The organism is Pseudomonas sp. Root71, assembly GCF_001429045.1.
In the GTDB taxonomy this organism is placed as follows: Bacteria; Pseudomonadota; Gammaproteobacteria; order Pseudomonadales; family Pseudomonadaceae; genus Aquipseudomonas; species Aquipseudomonas monachiensis.
Map to the genome: position 1 here is coordinate 249633 of NZ_LMHY01000002.1, position 17297 is coordinate 266929.

18 protein-coding genes are annotated in these 17297 nt (G+C 59.1%); 16 read left to right on the forward strand and 2 right to left on the reverse strand.

Annotation, left to right across the window (positions count from 1 at the left end):
* The 6 genes from cyoB (at nucleotide 1) to ASD95_RS04410 (ending at nucleotide 5423) form a co-directional block, all read left to right on the forward strand.
* Nucleotides 1-2031 carry a cytochrome o ubiquinol oxidase subunit I gene (gene cyoB, locus ASD95_RS04385; protein ID WP_056728481.1) on the forward strand — a complete coding sequence of 677 codons (2031 nt, stop codon included), beginning with the start codon at nucleotides 1-3 and terminating at the stop codon, nucleotides 2029-2031.
* Between the two features lie 3 nt (nucleotides 2032-2034).
* Complete coding sequence (locus ASD95_RS04390) at nucleotides 2035-2661, forward strand: cytochrome o ubiquinol oxidase subunit III (RefSeq protein WP_056728483.1); 627 nt, start codon at nucleotides 2035-2037, stop codon at nucleotides 2659-2661.
* Nucleotides 2662-3009: a cytochrome o ubiquinol oxidase subunit IV gene (gene cyoD / locus ASD95_RS04395; protein WP_056728485.1), complete on the forward strand. Its 348-nt coding sequence runs from the start codon at nucleotides 2662-2664 to the stop codon at nucleotides 3007-3009.
* Between the two features lie 11 nt (nucleotides 3010-3020).
* Nucleotides 3021-3908, forward strand: a complete 888-nt coding sequence (gene cyoE / locus ASD95_RS04400; protein WP_056728486.1) for a heme o synthase — start codon at nucleotides 3021-3023, stop codon at nucleotides 3906-3908.
* A gap of 440 nt (nucleotides 3909-4348) precedes the next feature.
* Nucleotides 4349-4987 (forward strand): DUF6036 family nucleotidyltransferase, encoded by a 639-nt coding sequence (locus ASD95_RS04405; RefSeq protein WP_056728488.1) that lies wholly within the window; start codon nucleotides 4349-4351, stop codon nucleotides 4985-4987.
* Nucleotides 4971-5423: a hypothetical protein gene (locus tag ASD95_RS04410; RefSeq protein ID WP_056728490.1), complete on the forward strand. Its 453-nt coding sequence runs from the start codon at nucleotides 4971-4973 to the stop codon at nucleotides 5421-5423. The genes ASD95_RS04405 and ASD95_RS04410 overlap by 17 nt, the downstream gene beginning before the upstream one ends.
* 101 nt (nucleotides 5424-5524) lie before the next feature.
* Here the strand turns inward: ASD95_RS04410 and ASD95_RS04415 are convergent, their stop codons facing one another.
* Together ASD95_RS04415 and ASD95_RS04420 are read right to left on the reverse strand one after the other, a co-directional pair.
* The gene (locus ASD95_RS04415; RefSeq protein WP_056728492.1) at nucleotides 5525-5803 is read right to left on the reverse strand and encodes a DUF3077 domain-containing protein; all 279 of its coding nucleotides are present in this window, start codon (nucleotides 5801-5803) and stop codon (nucleotides 5525-5527) included.
* A 493-nt stretch (nucleotides 5804-6296) separates the two neighbouring features.
* Nucleotides 6297-7715 carry an aminotransferase-like domain-containing protein gene (locus tag ASD95_RS04420; protein WP_056728494.1) on the reverse strand — a complete coding sequence of 473 codons (1419 nt, stop codon included), beginning with the start codon at nucleotides 7713-7715 and terminating at the stop codon, nucleotides 6297-6299.
* 148 nt (nucleotides 7716-7863) lie between these two features.
* Between ASD95_RS04420 and ASD95_RS04425 the strand changes: the two genes are divergently transcribed.
* The 10 genes from ASD95_RS04425 (at nucleotide 7864) to ASD95_RS04470 (ending at nucleotide 17192) form a co-directional block, all read left to right on the forward strand.
* A complete protein-coding gene (locus tag ASD95_RS04425) occupies nucleotides 7864-8964 on the forward strand; it encodes a hypothetical protein (protein WP_056728497.1) in 1101 nt (366 codons plus the stop codon).
* 42 nt (nucleotides 8965-9006) lie between these two features.
* Nucleotides 9007-10287, forward strand: coding sequence for an ATP-grasp domain-containing protein (locus tag ASD95_RS04430; RefSeq protein WP_056728498.1), 1281 nt, complete (start codon nucleotides 9007-9009; stop codon nucleotides 10285-10287).
* A gap of 51 nt (nucleotides 10288-10338) precedes the next feature.
* On the forward strand, nucleotides 10339-10833 hold the full coding sequence (locus ASD95_RS04435; RefSeq protein WP_008018868.1) for a RidA family protein: 495 nt from the start codon (nucleotides 10339-10341) through the stop codon (nucleotides 10831-10833).
* Between the two features lie 83 nt (nucleotides 10834-10916).
* Nucleotides 10917-11402: a cupin domain-containing protein gene (locus tag ASD95_RS04440; RefSeq protein ID WP_056728500.1), complete on the forward strand. Its 486-nt coding sequence runs from the start codon at nucleotides 10917-10919 to the stop codon at nucleotides 11400-11402.
* Between the two features lie 246 nt (nucleotides 11403-11648).
* Nucleotides 11649-12293, forward strand: coding sequence for a glutathione transferase (gene yfcF / locus ASD95_RS04445; protein ID WP_056728502.1), 645 nt, complete (start codon nucleotides 11649-11651; stop codon nucleotides 12291-12293).
* 32 nt (nucleotides 12294-12325) lie between these two features.
* Nucleotides 12326-13666, forward strand: a complete 1341-nt coding sequence (locus tag ASD95_RS04450) for a KamA family radical SAM protein (RefSeq protein ID WP_056728504.1) — start codon at nucleotides 12326-12328, stop codon at nucleotides 13664-13666.
* A 31-nt stretch (nucleotides 13667-13697) separates the two neighbouring features.
* Complete coding sequence (locus tag ASD95_RS04455) at nucleotides 13698-14573, forward strand: branched-chain amino acid aminotransferase (protein ID WP_056728599.1); 876 nt, start codon at nucleotides 13698-13700, stop codon at nucleotides 14571-14573.
* An 18-nt stretch (nucleotides 14574-14591) separates the two neighbouring features.
* A complete protein-coding gene (locus tag ASD95_RS04460; RefSeq protein WP_056728506.1) occupies nucleotides 14592-15350 on the forward strand; it encodes a TauD/TfdA family dioxygenase in 759 nt (252 codons plus the stop codon).
* Nucleotides 15351-15417: 67 nt separating this feature from the next.
* On the forward strand, nucleotides 15418-16377 hold the full coding sequence (locus ASD95_RS04465; protein ID WP_056728508.1) for a diiron oxygenase: 960 nt from the start codon (nucleotides 15418-15420) through the stop codon (nucleotides 16375-16377).
* Nucleotides 16378-16391: 14 nt separating this feature from the next.
* Complete coding sequence (locus ASD95_RS04470) at nucleotides 16392-17192, forward strand: N-acyl homoserine lactonase family protein (protein WP_056728510.1); 801 nt, start codon at nucleotides 16392-16394, stop codon at nucleotides 17190-17192.
* Nucleotides 17193-17297: the final 105 nt, after the last annotated feature.

Sequence of the window (17297 nt, forward strand, 5' to 3'; positions counted from 1 at the left end):
ATGTTTGGTAAATTAAGTTGGGAAGCGGTCCCGTTCCACGAGCCGATCGTAATGGTGACCATCGCCATGATCGCGCTCGGCGGTCTGGCACTGTTCGCGGGTATCACTTACTTCAAGAAGTGGACCTACCTGTGGACCGAGTGGCTGACGTCGGTCGACCACAAGAAAATCGGCGTGATGTACATCATCGTCGCCATGGTCATGCTGCTGCGCGGCTTCGCCGACGCCATCATGATGCGTACCCAGCTGGCCATGGCCACCGAGGGTTCGCCTGGCTACCTGCCACCTGAACACTATGACCAGATCTTCACCGCTCACGGTGTGATCATGATCATCTTCATGGCGATGCCATTCTTCACCGGCCTGATGAACCTTGCAGTGCCGCTGCAGATCGGCGCGCGTGACGTTGCCTACCCGTTCCTGAACTCCCTGAGCTTCTGGCTGCTGGTATCCGGCGTAGTGCTGATCAACCTGTCCCTGGGCGTCGGCGAATTCGCCAAGACCGGCTGGGTTGCCTATCCGCCGCTGTCGGGCCTGCAATACAGCCCTGGCGTGGGGATGGACTACTACATCTGGGCGCTACAGCTATCGGGCCTGGGTACAACGCTGACGGGGGTCAACTTCCTGGCCACCGTGCTGAAAATGCGTACCCCTGGCATGAAGCTGATGGACATGCCGATCTTCACCTGGACCTGCACCTGGGCCAACGTCCTGATCGTGGCTTCGTTCCCGATCCTGACCGCTACCCTGGCACTGCTGACGCTTGACCGTTACATGGATTTCCACATTTTCACCAACGAACTTGGTGGTAATCCGATGATGTACGTGAACCTGTTCTGGGCATGGGGTCACCCTGAGGTGTACATCCTGATCCTGCCAGCGTTCGGTATCTTCTCCGAAGTCATCTCGACCTTTACCGGCAAGAAACTGTTCGGCCACCACTCGATGGTCTACGCATCGGGCGCGATCTCGATCCTGGGCTTCATGGTTTGGCTGCACCACTTCTTCACCATGGGTTCGGGTGCCAGCGTCAACGCCTTCTTCGGTCTGGCGACGATGCTGATTTCCATCCCGACGGGTGTGAAGCTGTTCAACTGGCTGTTCACCATCTACCAGGGCCGTCTGCGTTTCACCAGCCAGGTGCTGTGGACCCTGGGCTTCATGGTGACCTTCGCCATCGGCGGCATGACCGGCGTACTGCTGGCCATCCCGGGTGCCGACTTCGTTCTGCACAACAGTCTGTTCGTGATCGCGCACTTCCATAACGTGATCATCGGCGGTGCGGTATTCGGTTACATCGCAGGTTTCGCGTTCTACTTCCCTAAAGCGTTCGGCTTCAAGCTGCACGAAGGCTGGGGCAAGGCAGCATTCTGGTTCTGGATCAGCGGCTTCTTCGTCGCGTTCATGCCGCTCTACGCTCTGGGCTTCATGGGCATGACCCGTCGCCTGAACGCCACTACCAACCCTGAGTGGGTGCCGTACCTGTACGTTGCCATGTTCGGCGCGGTGATGATCGCCGCGGGTATCGCTTGCCAGCTGATCCAGCTGTACGTCAGCGTGCGTGACCGCAACAAGCCGGAAAACATGTGCGAACACGGCGACCCGTGGAATGCACACACCCTGGAATGGTCGACCTCGTCGCCACCTCCGTTCTACAACTTCGCCGTGCTGCCAAAAGCCGACGTAGTCGACCCGTTCACCGAAGCCAAGGAAAACGGCACTGCGTACAAGGCCCCGGCCAAGTACGAGCCGATCCACATGCCAAACAACACCGCCACCGGTGTGGTCATGGGTGCTCTGTTGACCGTGTTCGGTTTCGCGATGATCTGGCACATCTGGTGGCTGGCAATCGCTGGCCTGGCCGGCACCGTGATCTACTTCGTGATCCACGCGGCCCGTGATGATCAAGGCTATATGGTGCCGGTCGACGTGATCGAGCGCATCGAAGCCGAGCAGCACAAGCGTCTGGTAGCGGCAGGGAAAATCCCGGCCACCGCCACCCGTGTTGAAACCTCGTTGGAACAGGCTTAAACCATGTCGAACTTAGTGACCAATGCTGGACACACCCATGTCGATGGACATGGGCATGATGACCATCACCACGACTCGGGCGAGATGACCGTATTCGGTTTCTGGCTCTACCTGATGACCGACTGCATTCTGTTTGCGTCGATCTTCGCGGCGTACGCGGTACTGGTTAACAACGTAGCGGGTGGCCCGTCGGGCCACGACATCTTCGAACTGCCATACGTACTGGGCGAAACCGCCCTGCTGCTGTTCAGTTCGATCACCTACGGCTTCGCCATGCTGGCGTTCTTCCGTGGTAACAAGAAGCAGGTCCTGGGCTGGCTGGCCATGACCTTCCTGTTCGGTGCCGGCTTCATCGGCATGGAGATCAACGAGTTCCACATGTTGATCTCCGAGGGCTACGGCCCTAGCCGTTCCGGCTTCCTGTCCGGGTTCTTCACCCTGGTCGGCACCCACGGTCTGCACGTGACCAGCGGTCTGATCTGGATGGCGATCATGATGTATCAGGTGCAGAAAAACGGCCTGACGGCGACCAACAAGACCCGTCTGAGCTGCCTGAGCCTGTTCTGGCACTTCCTGGACGTCGTGTGGATCTGCGTATTCACCGTTGTTTATCTGATGGGGACTATGTAAATGGCTAACACAGCTCATTCCCAAAATGGCCATGACAGCCACGACGCCGGTCACGGCAGCGTCAAGTCCTACGGCATCGGTTTCATCCTGTCGGTGATCCTGACCCTGATCCCGTTCGGGCTGGTGATGTACCCGACGCTGCCGAAGTCGATCACCCTGATGATCGTCGTCGCGTTCGCAGTCATCCAGGTGCTGGTGCACCTGGTGTACTTCCTGCACCTGGACCGTTCGGCCGCGCAGCGTAACAACGTGATTGCGTTTGTCTTTGCCGCGATCGTGATTGTCCTGCTGGTTGGCTTGTCGCTGTGGATCATGTTCAGCATCCACACGTTCATGATGGCGAAGTGAGGTAGATCCGCATGTCCCTTAAGCACTTTATCCAAATCACCAAACCGGGGATCATTTTCGGTAACGTGCTTTCTGTGGCAGGCGGATTTTTCCTGGCCTCCAAAGGGCATGTCGATCTGGCCATCTTCCTGGCCGCCATGATCGGCACGTCCCTGGTGGTTGCCTCCGGTTGCGTGTTCAACAACTGCATCGACCGCGACATCGACATCAAGATGGAACGCACCAAGAACCGCGTGCTGGTCCAGGGCTTGATCTCCCTGAAACTGGCCCTGATCTATGCGACCGTCCTGGGTGTTGCCGGCGTTGCCCTGTTGTACAAGGTGGCCAACCCGTTGGCCGCGTTGTTCGCGGTAATCGGCTTCGTGATCTACGTCGGCTTCTACAGCCTGTACCTCAAGCGCAAGTCGGTTCACGGCACGCTGGTGGGCAGTCTGTCGGGTGCCATGCCGCCAGTGATCGGTTACGTCGCAGTCAGCAACACCTTCGACATGGCCGCGCTGACCCTGCTGGTGATGTTCAGCCTGTGGCAGATGCCGCATTCCTACGCCATCGCGATCTTTCGCTTCAACGATTACCTGGCCGCATCGATTCCGGTGCTGCCAGTGAAGCGCGGCATCCAGGTGGCCAAGAAGCACATCCTGCTCTACATCCTGGCCTTCCTCGTGGCGACCTTGATGCTGACCTTCAGCGGTTACGCCGGCATGAGCTACCTCGCCGTCGCCGCGGCCATGGGCATGTACTGGCTGTACATGGCCTGGACCGGCTACAAGGCAGTGGATGACACGGTCTGGGCACGCAAGCTGTTCGTGTTCTCGATCTTCACCATTACCGCGTTGAGCGTGATGATGTCCCTGGACTTCAAAGTGCCGACCGAGTTGCTGCTGACGTACGCGCCGTAAGCGTCGGATGCTGTAAAGAAAAGCCCCGCCTTCGAGAGAAGAGCGGGGCTTTTTGTTTGGGCGTTTTCTGCTGGACCAAGTTACCGCCATCGCGCACTAACAGGCGAATTCGATATCTGTCCGCTTAAGAAAAAATTGAGAAAATCCCAAACTATTAAGATTTTCTTGGCCCACTTAAGAAAAAATGCGCGGTCAGACCCAATAAATGGGGTAAGGCGGATGGTTCCGAGGTCTTGGGGGGATTTGTCATTGGGTTTCCATCTCCTGTGTTTCGTTCGTTGCCGCCATCGCGACCAAGCTCTCTTGCGATAGGGCGACCTGACCGGCAAAAATGCCTACGGATTTGCCTGAGCTTTCCCACGAGTTTTTCAGGTTGAGGGTCGGAAGTTGCCTATCTAGCCTCGGGATGCCGTTATTACAAGCATCCCAGAGGATCTACGATGGAACTGCCAGAGGTAATCACCCCGCGTGTTAATACGAATACAGCGTTGGGGCAGGCTTTGATTTCGATGTTCAAATCTGTCGAAGCGGAACTGGAGCTTGAGAACGCAGGACCAGGGGCGGTCAAAATTATCCTGTTCGGTGGCTGCGCGGTTCACCTTTATACCCATCATCGCGTTTCCACCGACGTCGATGCAGAAATTTATGAGGCTAATGTTCCCAAAGGTCTTCGCTTACAAACGATGCTCGCAGAGATACCCGAACAGTTTGTTGATGAGCGATCCGGTCGCTTGATGGAGCTGAACTACGATCTGCAATACAACACCAGTTTTGGCCCAATTCATGAGGACTATTGGGAGCGGAGCCTTCCCTTTACAGAGTTCCCGGTTGAGTCCCCGCTGCACGTTCATATCGCAGCACCTGTCGACATTGCCATCTCCAAGCTGGGCAGAGCGACCGATCAGGACATTGGTGATATCAAGGCACTTCTCAGGGCTGGTTTCATCCTGACTACCGAGTTCCGTCGACTGGCATTGCAGGCGATTGATGTATATGTTGGCAACAAGGAGCCACCAATCTCCGTTCTCACTAATATTTTGCATGATTATCTGGAGAGCACAGATGACGAAGCCCCATAGCGGCCACGTCCTCTCATCCGCCTTGGACACGCTGGTAAAAAGACCTTTAAATCAAGCGGATGACGCTGCCTTGGTGAGCGCCGCCAAGGCTGTCTGGTACTCGGACTCAAATCTTGAAAGCGAGGTAAGCGTTTTTTTGAATCGTCATTCTGACGAAGTGGAGGTTCGGCGTGCTGGCTATCTGCTCGAGCGATTCACTCGATTTACTTGCTTATCCGATCTCCGGGTGTCGGAAACTCTCAATGTCCTCGAGCTTTTTGCACATTCGACTTCCGTGCAAGCCGTGATGCTACAAACCGTCACGCCACTGCGTCGACGCCGTGATGAACTCGCTGTCTCTTGGGGGTTGAGTGAGGGCCTCGGCCTAAAAGCCCAAACCCTCATGCCTTTTCAGACCCGGCATTACGAGGCTGAGCAGCGCGCCATGTTTTCCTGAACTCTGATTGCAGCGAAGAGGCTGCATCGTTTGGTTCAAAAGTTGAAACAGCCTGCAGCGCAAAAGCCCCTCCTTTCGAGAGAACGGTGGGGCTTTTTCATTCATGCGCGGTTGTTACACGGTGCGTTGAGTACCTTCACCACGTCATCGATGATTGCCTTGCTCATGTCCTGCAAAAAATGTGAGGCCCAGGCATGTCGGTCGGAGTCGCGAACCATGGCGGCGTCTGAGGCGAGCAGTTTGGCTACGTGGAGCAGGTCTGAAGCGTGGTAGAGGGCTTCGATCACCGGGACACCGGCGTTGATGCGGAACAGGGGTTCGTTGGCGTGGTAGGAGAATGGGGTGAGGCCGATGGTTTTGAGGTCTTGGGGATTGGTCATTGGGCTTCACCTCCTGTTGGTCAGGTGGTGTGGGATGACCGGTGAGGCGGACAGATCAATAGCGTGCATTGGCAATACTCCAGAAATCAAAGTAGAGCCGCCACGTTCGTTCTCAGGCGAATGGGTGGCAGCTATGCGCAGGCTGAGAAACCGGTTGCACGACCCGGCAGACCCGAAGGTCTCCCACGCACAGCCGCCATTGCACGAAATGCGGGCATAAAAAAACGCCAACAATCGTGATTTGGGCGCTAGTGCGCGTGCAGTTTACCCGGGTTCTCAGGCCCGGTCGCTGAATTGGCAGCGATCGGGCGAAGTTAGCCGGCAAGGATGAGGTCGGCAATCGTAGCGATCTGGTGGCCGGGGATGGCCGGGACACCGCAGACCCTGTGGGAGCGGGCTTGCCCGCGATGGCAGTGTGTTAGGCGACATTGATGCTGGATGTGACGGCCCCATCGCGGGCAAGCCCGCTCCCACAGGATTTGAGGCGTGTCGGTTATTTTTGGGCAGTGTCGAGCAACCGGAAAAACCGCTCCCGCACTTGCAGGCTGTCACTATGAGCCACATTGAAGCGCAGGAACTGGCTGGCATCCGGCCCTTTGCTCAGCAAGGTGCCCGGCGCCAATACCATGTTGTTCTCCAACCCCTGGCGAGCCAGGTTCTCGGCATGCAAGCCGTCCGGCAACCGTGCCCAGATAAACACACCTTCGCCGGGCAACGAGGAAAGCGAACACCCAGCCTGCGCCAGCCAACCGGCCACACGGCTATTGGATTCATACAACCGATCTACCGTGCGCCGCGCATGCTTGGCATAGCTGCCGTCGCTGAGCATGGTGCAGGTGATCTGCTCTGCCAGCTCCGACGTTACCCCGCCGCAGGCCATTTTCAGGGCGACCATGCGCGCCGCCAGTTGCGGCGAGAGCACGGTGTAGCTGACGCGGCTGTTGGCGGTCAGGGTCTTGGAGAAACCGGAGACGTAACTCACATGATCCAACCCGCTGGCGGCCAGGCGCGGGGTGCGGCGTTGCTGGATGTCGCAGTACAGATCGTCTTCGACGATGTGCAAGCCATAACGGTGGCTCAGTTCCAGCAAGCGGTAGACCTGGGCCGGGGTGAACGAGTGACCGGTGGGGTTATGCAGCGTGCTGTTGGTCATGTACAGCACGGGGTTGTGGGCGATCAGCAGTTGCTCGAACGCGTCGAGGTCCATGCCGTCGCAATCCCGGGCGATGGTGATGACTTTGGCTCCATGCAACGCCAGGTTGGCGTGCATGTTGAAGTAGCAGGGGTCGTCGAGCAGCACGGTGTCGCCGGGTTTGACCAGCAGGCGCATCAGCAGGTCGATGGCCTGCATGGTGTTGGCGGTGGTGATGATCTGGTCCACCGACGCCTCGATGCCGAAGGTTGCCAGTTTGACCCGCAGGGCCTGGCGCAACGGCAAGTAACCGCCGGCTACGCCGTACTCGCCCATGCGCAACGAAGTTGCTCGCAGGGTAGCGCGCACGGCTTTCTGCAATTCTTCGGCGGGTAGCCACGAGGTTGGCAGAAAACCGCAGCCGGGGCGCAGCGCACCGTTGTCCAGCAGCAAGGCGCGACGAATCACGCTGAGGGTGTCCTGGGGTTGCAGGTCCGGGCCGGTGCCGCTTTTGAGCGCCGCTTCGGAGCGGTGCACGTAATGCCCGGAGCCCTGGCGAGACACCACCAGCCCCTTGGCCCGCATGCGGTCCAGGGCATCGACCACCGTGGACTTGCCCACGTTCATCAAGTCGGAGAGTTCGCGAATCGGCGGCAGCTTGGCGCCGTGGGGCAGGCCACCGGTGCTGATCGCCTGGGTCAGCTGATCGACGATCTGCTGCACCAGCGGCGCGCCAGGCTGGAATTCAATAGCGGCAATGACTGCACGTTGAACCTGCATTTTACTGGTCTCTCCGGCAGTAAAGTTCGTTGGATTCTATACGAACTTGCCCTGATCAGGACAAGTCTCTCTCTCTACCATGCCCTTACAGACTTTTCTGAATGTCGGCCTTTGTCGGCGGGCGTTCACCCGGTTCCTGAGGTGCTGCATGAGTGTCGAAACAACGGTCGCGGTAGCCAAACCGGTCATCAACCTGCGGCTATTCACGATCCGGATCATCACCGCTGTCTCGCTGTTCGCGGTGCTGGGCAAGGCCAACGTCTGGCTCGACACAGCCACCAACAGCATTCTGGCTCTCGGTTATCGCGCCTTGTTGCTGCTGTTGCCCCTGACTTTACTGGTGCTTGGCCGCCGTTCCCTGAGCGTCACGCTGCTGTGTGCCGGCCTTGGCCTGGTGCTGCTGGCGCTGACCAGCAATCAAGGCATGGTGATGTTTGCTGCCGCACTGTTTGCCTACGGCATTGCCATTGCCGGTTACCTGATCAAGAGCGAAGCGGCCCAGACCAAGGAAGGCGCGGCCTACAACCGCGTGGCCATGAACATGGGCAGCCTGGTGGCCGGTTTGATCCTGCTGTCGCCACTTCTCACCCCGACCATGTTTTTCCTCGGTGCGGCGGCATTCGTGTTGCTGTGCCTGCCGATCGCCCTCGGTGCGACCTTCACCACCGAGCCGGTGGTCTCCCGCCCGGCCAGCCAGGTCGGCAGCAACTGGGGCAACAAACTGCCCTGGGTGATCGCCGGCATCATCATGGGCATCAAGCTGTTCGGGGTGTTCTCGATCCTGCCACAGGCGATCCTGCTCAAGACCGGTGAGTTGCCAGCCTGGTACGGCTTGATGCTGATCCTCAACAGCGCCGTGGTGGTGTTCGCCCAGGTGCCTGTGATGAAGCTGATCGAGCGCACCGGGCGCCTCAAGGTCGTGGCGGTGATCGGGATCATTGTCGGCGGCTTTGCCGTACTGTCTTCGCCCGCCGCGTTCCACGTCGAAACCCTCGCCGGGGCGCTGGTCTGGGTGGCGCTGCTGTCCATTGCCGAGTGCGCCTTCAGCTACCTCGATTACTTCTCGGTCAAGCAAAACAACATGTTCGTCAAGGAAGTCTCCCTGGGAGTGGGGGCCGGGCTGACCGTGTTGATCATGCGGGTGGTGCCGGCGCCGTACAACGCGCTGGTGCTGGCCGCCATCGGTGCCGCAGGGATCCTGGCCTGGTATTGGCTCAACCGTAAATCCAATGCGTCGCTGCATGACTGAGTCATCGCCGTTGCGGTTTTCACCTTGCAGGTCGGGGGCATTATGAATACGACTTCATGCGTAGTAGTGGTCGGTTACAACGGCAATCGGGTTCACGACATCCAGAAGCTGCGCGAGCTGTGCAAGTCGCTCTACAACGCCAGGCTCATCCTGCTGGTCGAGAAGATTCAGCCCCATGACGATCAGGTGGCCGATCACGTCTGCAGTACTTCACTGGCCGAAGAAGATGTGGCGACGTCCCTTGAACTGGTGGTGGGGTGCCTGAATGCCGACAGCTGGAAGCTGATCGGCGTACTGCCGTTCTCCGATCGCGGCGTGCTGCTCGGTGCAGCGCTGGCCACTCACTTCGGCCTGCCGGGCATTACCCCTGGCGAAGCGCGGGCGGGCCTGGACAAACAGATCTTCCGCCAGCTCGAAGCGGCGGCCAGCACTTCCCCCGAAGAATACCGGCCGGTGTTTTCCGCGCGGGTCGAAAGCCTGTTGGAACTGCGCCAGCGCGTCGTCGAACTGGGCGGAAAAGCCTTCATCAAGCCAGCCTGCGAAGGCGCGAGCCGGGGTTGTCGTGTCATCCATTACCCTTCGGAATGCGATGACGCCTGGCTCGCCCTGAAGCCTTACCGCGAAGGCGGCATCGTTCTGGAGGAACTGGTGCAGAACGCCCGGGAATACAGCTGGGACTGCGTGGCGGGCAGCACCTGGGTGACGGAAAAAACCACCACCGAAGGCGCCTACCGCGCAGAGATCCAACAAGTCGTGCCCGCACCGCTTGCGACTGAGGTACAGGCACGTTTAATGGCAGCCGGTCGGCATATGTCGGGCCTGGTGTCCCAGGACAACGGCGCCTGGCACAACGAAGTGTTCCTGCGCAGTGACAACCTGACCTCGGCCGTGGAAACCAACATGCGCCCCGGCGGCATGCACATTTGGGACCTGGCCAAACGCGCCTTCGTCGATTTCGATCCGTGGGAACGCTGGGTGCGCTGGGCGGTGGAAGGACGGACCGAACAGCACGAGCCAGTGGCCCGCGGTTATTGCGGCATCCGCCTGCTCAGGGCGCCGGCCGGCGGCATCCTGCGCGCAACGCCTGACATCGAGGCCCTGGCCCGCGCCCTGCGCATCGAGCTGGTGGAGGGGCAGTACGCCAGGCGTGTCGGTGACTCGGTCAGCGCGCAGATCAAGGACAACTTCTCATTCATCGGCCACATCGTGCTGTTCAACGAACACTACGGGCAACTGAGCAACGACCTGTTGCGCCTGACCGAGGCGATTGAGTCACGCATTGAGGTGACTTGCCTGGCACCGGCCACCCGCGCCGTGTGTTGAGCCGGCAAGCAACCGTTTTTTTTTGCATTACTGATCTAGAGGGTTCGATCAATGATCCAGCACATGACCTGCGATGAACGTTTCATCGCCCTGGCCAAAGAGTTTGGTTATGACATCTACGGCGAAAACACCGCAGGCGGACATTACGCGCCACTGATCCGTCATCACGATGAGCTGTACATCAGCGGCCTGGTGCCGCGCATGAACGGCAAGATCCATTACCCCGGCCGCGTCGGGCTGGATCTCACCATGGCCGATGCGCAAGCGGCCGCCAGCATCAGCGCGATGCGCGGGCTGGCGTTGATCGTCGATGCCATTGGCTCGCTGGACAAGATCAAGTCATTGATCCGGGTAACGGTCTATGTGAAGTCCACCGCGGACTTTGTCGATTTGAGTGAAGTGGCCAACGGCGCCTCGGATGTGTTCAGCCATGTGCTGGGCGATGCCGGTAAACATACCCGCACTACAGTGGGTGTTTATCAGTTGCCCAAGAATGCCGCGATAGAAGTGGACATGATCGCCGCCTTGCGCCCATCGGTTTTGTAAGTTGTTTCCAGACTTTACAGTGCAGAATAGTTAACTTAAGGTTTGGCGCTAGAGTATGGGTAATAATAAAAAAGGGCGTGCGAATGGATAACTTTCAAGGTGCGTTTTTTTCATATAAGGACTTTCGTCAGAGCCTGCACCATCGAGCGCCAAGTCCCAAGGTATGGAAAGGCACTGAACTGGCGGGTATGCGTCAGACCCTTGAAGCCGGTGACGTTGATATTGTTGCGCTGGCTCACGACAAGAGCATTGCGGGCTGTGAAGTGACACCTGGCATGGCGATCGCCATGCAATGGCTGAACCCCGGCGTGACGCTCAACGGCCATGCCCATTCCTGGTGGCATCTGTTTGTCATCCAGTGCGGCAGCGGCGTGTTGACCCTCGGCGATGCCGACGGGGTCAATGTCAGCAATGGCGACGTGCTGCTGGTACCGGCCTGGACCAGACATGGCTTCGTCAACAGCAGCAGACACGAACCCCTGGCGATGCTGAACATGAGCAATATGCCGCAAATGGCACTGCTCTCGAACTTTGCCGACAGCCATGGCCTGATCACCACCCAACCGTAATTTTTCGGCGCATCAGCCGCCCAGGGAGCCCACCTTCGTCGGCTCCCTTTTTTTGTTTTTCAGACCTGCCCCGGTATCGCCTTTTGCAGCGTTATTACCGGGATTCTGGCTGCGTATCTGCCGCTGGAAAACAACTTTCTGTATCGATTGAAACGGACAAATTCTGTATCTATTCAACCTTCATTCAACTAACTACGATCACTCCCAATGCACGTCAATCCCTGCAGTTGGTCAATGGAGTGTTCTATGGAAAACAGGAAGCTAAAACTGTATGTCGGCGCCGATCATGTCAGCGCCTTTGCGATGTCGGCTTTTGTGGCGCTCAAGGAAAAGCAACTTTCATTTGAACTGGTTACTGTTGATCTAAAAGCGCGCGAAAACTATCTGCCGAGTTATCGCGATCTTTCGCTGACCTGCAAGATTCCAACGTTGGTTCACGACGATTTTGCCTTGTCGGAATCATCGGCGATTGCCGAATACCTCGATGAACTCTCCCCGGGGCATAAAAAACTCTATCCGCAGGACCTCCGTCAGCGTGCCCGTGCCCGTCAATTGCAGGCCTGGTTGCGCAGTGACTTGCTGGTGGTGCGCAAGGAGCGCCCGTTTGACCTGGTGTACTTCGGCAAGAAAAACACCGCGCTGTCCGACGAAGCCCAAGCTGCCGTCGAGCGCCTGTTCTTCGTCGCCGGGCATTTGCTGGAGGAGGGTGCCGAGCATCTGTTCGGTGACTGGAGCATTGCCGACACCGACCTTGCAATCATGCTTAACCGACTGGTTGCCAACGGCGATCCGGTGCCTGCACGGCTCGCGGCGTATGTGCGCCGCCAGTGGGATCGCGACAGCGTCCGGGCGTGGATGGACATAGAGCGCAAAGCGCCGGCCATCGCGTAACGACACTCAGGGCAATCACCAGGAGCGCGGCCATGCAAGGACTGTCAGAGCACGAACGCTACAAACCCTATAACTCACGCACCATCCGCGACTCACCCTACTGGCACAAGCTGACGCCGGCGTTGCAGGAGGCCATGACCGTGGTGGCCCGGGTCATGCCGTTTCGCACCAACGAATACGTGCTGGGCACGTTGATCGACTGGAACAACATTCCGGACGATCCGGTTTTTCGCATGACCTTCCCCCACAAGGACATGTTGCTGGCGGAGGAATATGCCTCGCTCAAACAACTGATCGAACTGGATGACAGCGCAGCGATCAAGCGTCGGATCGAGGCGATCTGGCGGCGCATGAACCCGCATCCGGCCGGGCAGTTGACCCACAACGGTGTCACCCTCAATGGCAAAGTCCTGCCGGGCATCCAGCACAAGTACCGCGAGACCGTGCTGTTTTTCCCCGGTGCCGGTCAGACCTGTCACGCGTACTGCACCTTCTGTTTCCGCTGGGCGCAGTTCATCGGCGAAGAAGAGCTCAAGTTCAATGCCCGCGAGTCCCAGGAGCTGGTCAGTTACCTGAGGGTGCACAGCGAAGTGACCGACGTGCTGATTACCGGCGGCGACCCGATGATCATGAACACCCGCTCCCTGGCCGGTTACATCGAGCCGCTGTTGGATTTGCCACACCTGAAGAACATCCGCATCGGCACCAAGTCCGTGGCGTACTGGCCGCAGCGTTTTGTCAGTGACAAGGATGCGCCTGAACTGCTGGAGCTGTTCCAGCGCATCGTCGCGGCGGGGAAAAACCTGTCGATCATGGGCCACTACAACCACCCCGTGGAGATCCGTCAGACCATCGCCCGCCAAGCCATCGAGCGCATTCGCTCGACGGGCGCGACGGTGCGCATGCAGGCGCCGCTGATCCGTCACATCAACGAAAACCCCGCCGATTGGGCCGCGCTGTGGACCGAAGGGGTACGGCTTGGGGCCGTGCCTTATTACATGTTCGTCGAGCGCGATACCGGCCCCAGCCACTATTTCGCGATGCCGCTGGCCAGGGCCTTCGAGATCTTCCAGGCGGCGTACCGCATGGTGTCGGGGCTTGCGCGCACGGTGCGCGGGCCGTCCATGAGCACCTTCTACGGCAAGGTGTTGATCAACGGCATCGAGACCGTCGCCGGGGAAAAGGTTTTCGTCTTGCAGTTCCTCCAGGCACGCAATCCGCAATGGGTGTTGCGCACCTTCTACGCGCGCTTCGATCCGCACGTGACCTGGTTCGACGACTTGCAACCGGCCTTCGGCGAGCGTTCGTTCTTCTTTCAGACCGAGCTCACCGCCGTGCCGGAATTGATACCCGTGTTGCTGGAAACGGCGTAGGAAAAATCATGAACAATGGGGAGATATGGATATGAGCAGTATCCCGTTTGATCAGCGCGAGGGCGTTATCTGGCTCGACGGTGAGTTCGTCGAGTGGTCCCGGGCGCAGTTGCATGTGCTGACCCATGGCCTGCATTACGCGAGCACCGTGTATGAAGGCGAGCGGGTCTACAACGGCAGGATCTTCAAGCTGCGCGAACACAGCGAGCGCTTGTATCGCTCGGCGCAACTGATGGACTTTGCCATCCCCTTTGAGCTGGCTGAACTGGAGGCGGCCAGTCACGAACTGCTGCAACGCAACCAGGTCGTTGACGGTTATCTGCGCCCAGTGGCCTGGCGCGGCAGCGAAATGATTTCCACCTCGGCGCGTTTCAACCGTGTGCACGTGGCCATCGCCTGCTGGCAATGGCCGAGCTATTTCGACCCGGCGGCGCGCATGGCCGGCATCCGCTTGAAAACCGCGAGCTGGCGTCGTCCACCACCGAGCAGCAGCCCCTTCGAAGCCAAGGCCTCCGGGCATTACCAGATCGCCACGCTGAGCAAGCACGACGCCGAGAACACGGGCTACCACGATGCGCTGATGCTCGACTGGCGTGGCCATGTTGCCGAAGCCACCAGCGCCAATGTGTTCTTCGTCAAAGGCCGGACGCTGCACACGCCGCTGCCGGAATGTTTCCTCAACGGCATCACCCGCCAGACGGTGATCGAACTGGCCAGGGCGCTGGACTACCAGGTGGTCGAACGCACGATTCTGCCTACGGAGCTTGGCGACTTCGATGAGTGTTTTCTCACCGGCACCGCCGCCGAAATTACCCCGGTGCAGAGCATCGACGGGCAGCGCTATCGACCGGGTGACGCCTGCCGCGACTTCATCGCCGCGTACACCTCAACCGTCAACGCCGGATAACCCGCCAGGAATCTCACCATGTCAGACCAAGGGATTGTTGCGTCTCAACCTTGCATTGCGCTCGGCCATCGTCATGAAGAACTGTCGACGTTGGGCTGGACTGTGCTGACCCCGGACGAATTTGCCGATGATGTCGTAGGCACCTTGAGCGAATTCGGCCCGATTATTCCGCAGTTCAACGGCCAGATGGCCTTTGCCATTACCCGCAAGCCGGGTTACGAAGACTTGCCGTATTCCCAGAGCATGAACGGCATCGGCCCGCACACTGAAGCGCCAGTGTACGGGCCGCCGCCGCGCTACCTGGCGTTGCATTGCCATAAACAGGCCACGTGCGGCGGTGGGCACACCGGTTTGGTGGACGGTTATGAATTTCTCAAGTTCCTGGAGCGCAGTGAACCAGAACTGCGTGAGTGGCTGGATGACTCGCCGGTAGAATTTGTCGCCACCGCCAAACCGGGTGAACCGGGACAGCGGCGGGTCAAGGAATACATCCTCACGCCTACGCAAGACGGGGATATTTTCCGCTTCAGCTACAACCAGTTTCACTACGGCGACGTGAATCCGTCCAGGGAAGCCCTGCAGCAATCGCTGGTGACCAACAGCACCTCGCCACTGGCCAGGTTTGCCGTGCTCGGTGAAGCGTACTTCGTCGAGCACAACATTGCGGTGCTGATTCCCGACGGGTGCCTGCTGATTTGGGACAACTGGCGAATGATCCACGCCCGCAGTCGTTACACTGACCCGGCGCGCAACCTGACCCGCTATTGGCTGGCCTGATTTTTCCGTCGCCCTTCATTCTTTTGGCGTACCCCTTGGCGGGTACGCGTCTTACAGGTATCGCGTCATGCAGACAGCAATCGAGATCGCCCAGGTCGATCATCAACTGATCGTGCGGCTCAACCAGGGCTGGACCAAGCGCGCCTCCGTTTGTGATCCGGACAGGGCCCGGATCAACGAAGTGTTTGACCCGCTACGACCGGATTACCCGGAGTGCATGGTGCCGTTCTTCCACCATCCGAAATTCCAGGCCTTGAGCGACGAACTCAAAAGCAGCGTGGTGACCTGGGGCTGGATCGGCTACAACCTGCGCACCATCACCGCCGAAGAACATGTGGTCAATCCGGCGCTGAGCGTCATCGCCAATCAGTACCTGGGCAAGGATGACTGGCATTTTCGCGAGGCCATGCAACAGACCCTGATCGACGAGCACTACCACACGCTGATGCACCTGCGGGCCATCGAGCGGACCAAGCTCGACCGGGCGCTGGATCAGGATCTGGACTTGCCGCCGTCCGTCACGTACCTGCGCCTGAAGGCCCAGCGTGAAGCACTGCCCGAGCAATGGCAGCGGGATCTGGCGGCGATCACTTTTGCGGTGGTGGCCGAGATCAGCGTCAACGCCTATCTGGACTTGCTGGCGGACGACCAGACCATCCAGCCGCAGAACCGCCGGGTGGCCGAACTGCACAACCGTGATGAGTACGCCCACAGCAAGGTGCTGGCCGAAGTGTCCAAGGTCATGTACGCGAACATGCAGCCCATGCAGCGGGAATTTTTCGCACGCAACCTGTCGGTGGCGCTGAGTGCTTTTATCGCTCAGGACTACTCGATGTGGGAGGCGATTCTGACGCAGCTCGGGGTCGAGGATGCGGCGCTGATCATTGCCGACACCCGCGAGAGCAACAAGAGCGCGACCATCATGCGCGACTACAGCGGCCTGCATAAGCTGGCTCAGGACCTGGGCATCAGCGAGCAGATCGATTTCGATTTCCGCCCGACCCTCAAAACCACGGCGGTCGCCTGAACCCGGAGGTGTCCATGTCTGCTCCTGTGTACGAAGTGTTCGCTATTCGCGTCGGCGCAAACGCCCAGCGCAGCGCCAGGGAGAACTTTCTCTACGACGCCTGCTGCGGTGATCCGAATGCACCGATGCCGCTGGACTACTACTTCTGGGTCATCCGCAACGAGCAGCAGGTGATCGTGGTCGACACCTGTTTCCAACCGGCCACGGCGCACCGGCGCAATCGCCAGATGTATCGCCTGCCGGAAGAGTCCCTGCGGCAACTGGACATCGATCCGGCCCGGGTCGAGCATCTGATCCTGACCCATTTGCACTGGGATCATGCCGGTAACCTCGGGCTGTTCCCGAAGGCGAGCGTGCATCTGCAGGAAGCGGAACTGCGTTTCTGCACCGGGCCGAAAATGGCTCATCGCACGGTGAACAAAACCTACGAAGTCGAGGACGTGATGTCGGCGTTGCCGCCGCTGTTCGAAGGGCGGATGCGTTTGCACAATGGTGTTGTCGAGGTCGTTGCGGGCGTGACCTTGCACCCGGTGGGCGGACATACGCCGGGCAGTCAGGTGGTGCGGGTGAACACCGAGCGCGGCTGGATCGTGCTGGCCTCGGATGCCGCGCATTTGTGGGTCAACATTCGCGAGCGCAGTCCGTTTCCGATTCTCGATGACCTGGCGCAAACCCTCGAAGCCTTCACCGAAATCGACCGCCTGGCCGGCAGCGAAGACCACGTCATCCCCGGCCACGACCCGCTGATCGCCGAGCGTTTCCCGCACTGGAATGACGACCCGCATATCATTTGCCTGCACCAGAATCCGCTCTGAAGATCACCCGAAAACCTGTGGGAGCGGGCTTGCTCGCGAAGGCGGCAGCACATTCAACATTGATGTGACAGACACACCGCCATCGCGAGCAAGCTCGCTCCCACA

Excerpts from the sequence above, each read along its gene's own strand:
- cyoB (WP_056728481.1), top strand. The coding sequence starts at position 1 with ATGTTTGGTAAATTAAGTTGGGAAGCGGTCCCGTTCCACGAGCCGATC.
- ASD95_RS04390 (WP_056728483.1), top strand. The coding sequence starts at position 2,035 with ATGTCGAACTTAGTGACCAATGCTGGACACACCCATGTCGATGGACAT.
- cyoD (WP_056728485.1), top strand. The coding sequence starts at position 2,662 with ATGGCTAACACAGCTCATTCCCAAAATGGCCATGACAGCCACGACGCC.
- cyoE (WP_056728486.1), top strand. The coding sequence starts at position 3,021 with ATGTCCCTTAAGCACTTTATCCAAATCACCAAACCGGGGATCATTTTC.
- ASD95_RS04405 (WP_056728488.1), top strand. The coding sequence starts at position 4,349 with ATGGAACTGCCAGAGGTAATCACCCCGCGTGTTAATACGAATACAGCG.
- ASD95_RS04410 (WP_056728490.1), top strand. The coding sequence starts at position 4,971 with ATGACGAAGCCCCATAGCGGCCACGTCCTCTCATCCGCCTTGGACACG.
- ASD95_RS04415 (WP_056728492.1), bottom strand. The coding sequence starts at position 5,803 with ATGACCAATCCCCAAGACCTCAAAACCATCGGCCTCACCCCATTCTCC.
- ASD95_RS04420 (WP_056728494.1), bottom strand. The coding sequence starts at position 7,715 with ATGCAGGTTCAACGTGCAGTCATTGCCGCTATTGAATTCCAGCCTGGC.
- ASD95_RS04425 (WP_056728497.1), top strand. The coding sequence starts at position 7,864 with ATGAGTGTCGAAACAACGGTCGCGGTAGCCAAACCGGTCATCAACCTG.
- ASD95_RS04430 (WP_056728498.1), top strand. The coding sequence starts at position 9,007 with ATGAATACGACTTCATGCGTAGTAGTGGTCGGTTACAACGGCAATCGG.
- ASD95_RS04435 (WP_008018868.1), top strand. The coding sequence starts at position 10,339 with ATGATCCAGCACATGACCTGCGATGAACGTTTCATCGCCCTGGCCAAA.
- ASD95_RS04440 (WP_056728500.1), top strand. The coding sequence starts at position 10,917 with ATGGATAACTTTCAAGGTGCGTTTTTTTCATATAAGGACTTTCGTCAG.
- yfcF (WP_056728502.1), top strand. The coding sequence starts at position 11,649 with ATGGAAAACAGGAAGCTAAAACTGTATGTCGGCGCCGATCATGTCAGC.
- ASD95_RS04450 (WP_056728504.1), top strand. The coding sequence starts at position 12,326 with ATGCAAGGACTGTCAGAGCACGAACGCTACAAACCCTATAACTCACGC.
- ASD95_RS04455 (WP_056728599.1), top strand. The coding sequence starts at position 13,698 with ATGAGCAGTATCCCGTTTGATCAGCGCGAGGGCGTTATCTGGCTCGAC.
- ASD95_RS04460 (WP_056728506.1), top strand. The coding sequence starts at position 14,592 with ATGTCAGACCAAGGGATTGTTGCGTCTCAACCTTGCATTGCGCTCGGC.
- ASD95_RS04465 (WP_056728508.1), top strand. The coding sequence starts at position 15,418 with ATGCAGACAGCAATCGAGATCGCCCAGGTCGATCATCAACTGATCGTG.
- ASD95_RS04470 (WP_056728510.1), top strand. The coding sequence starts at position 16,392 with ATGTCTGCTCCTGTGTACGAAGTGTTCGCTATTCGCGTCGGCGCAAAC.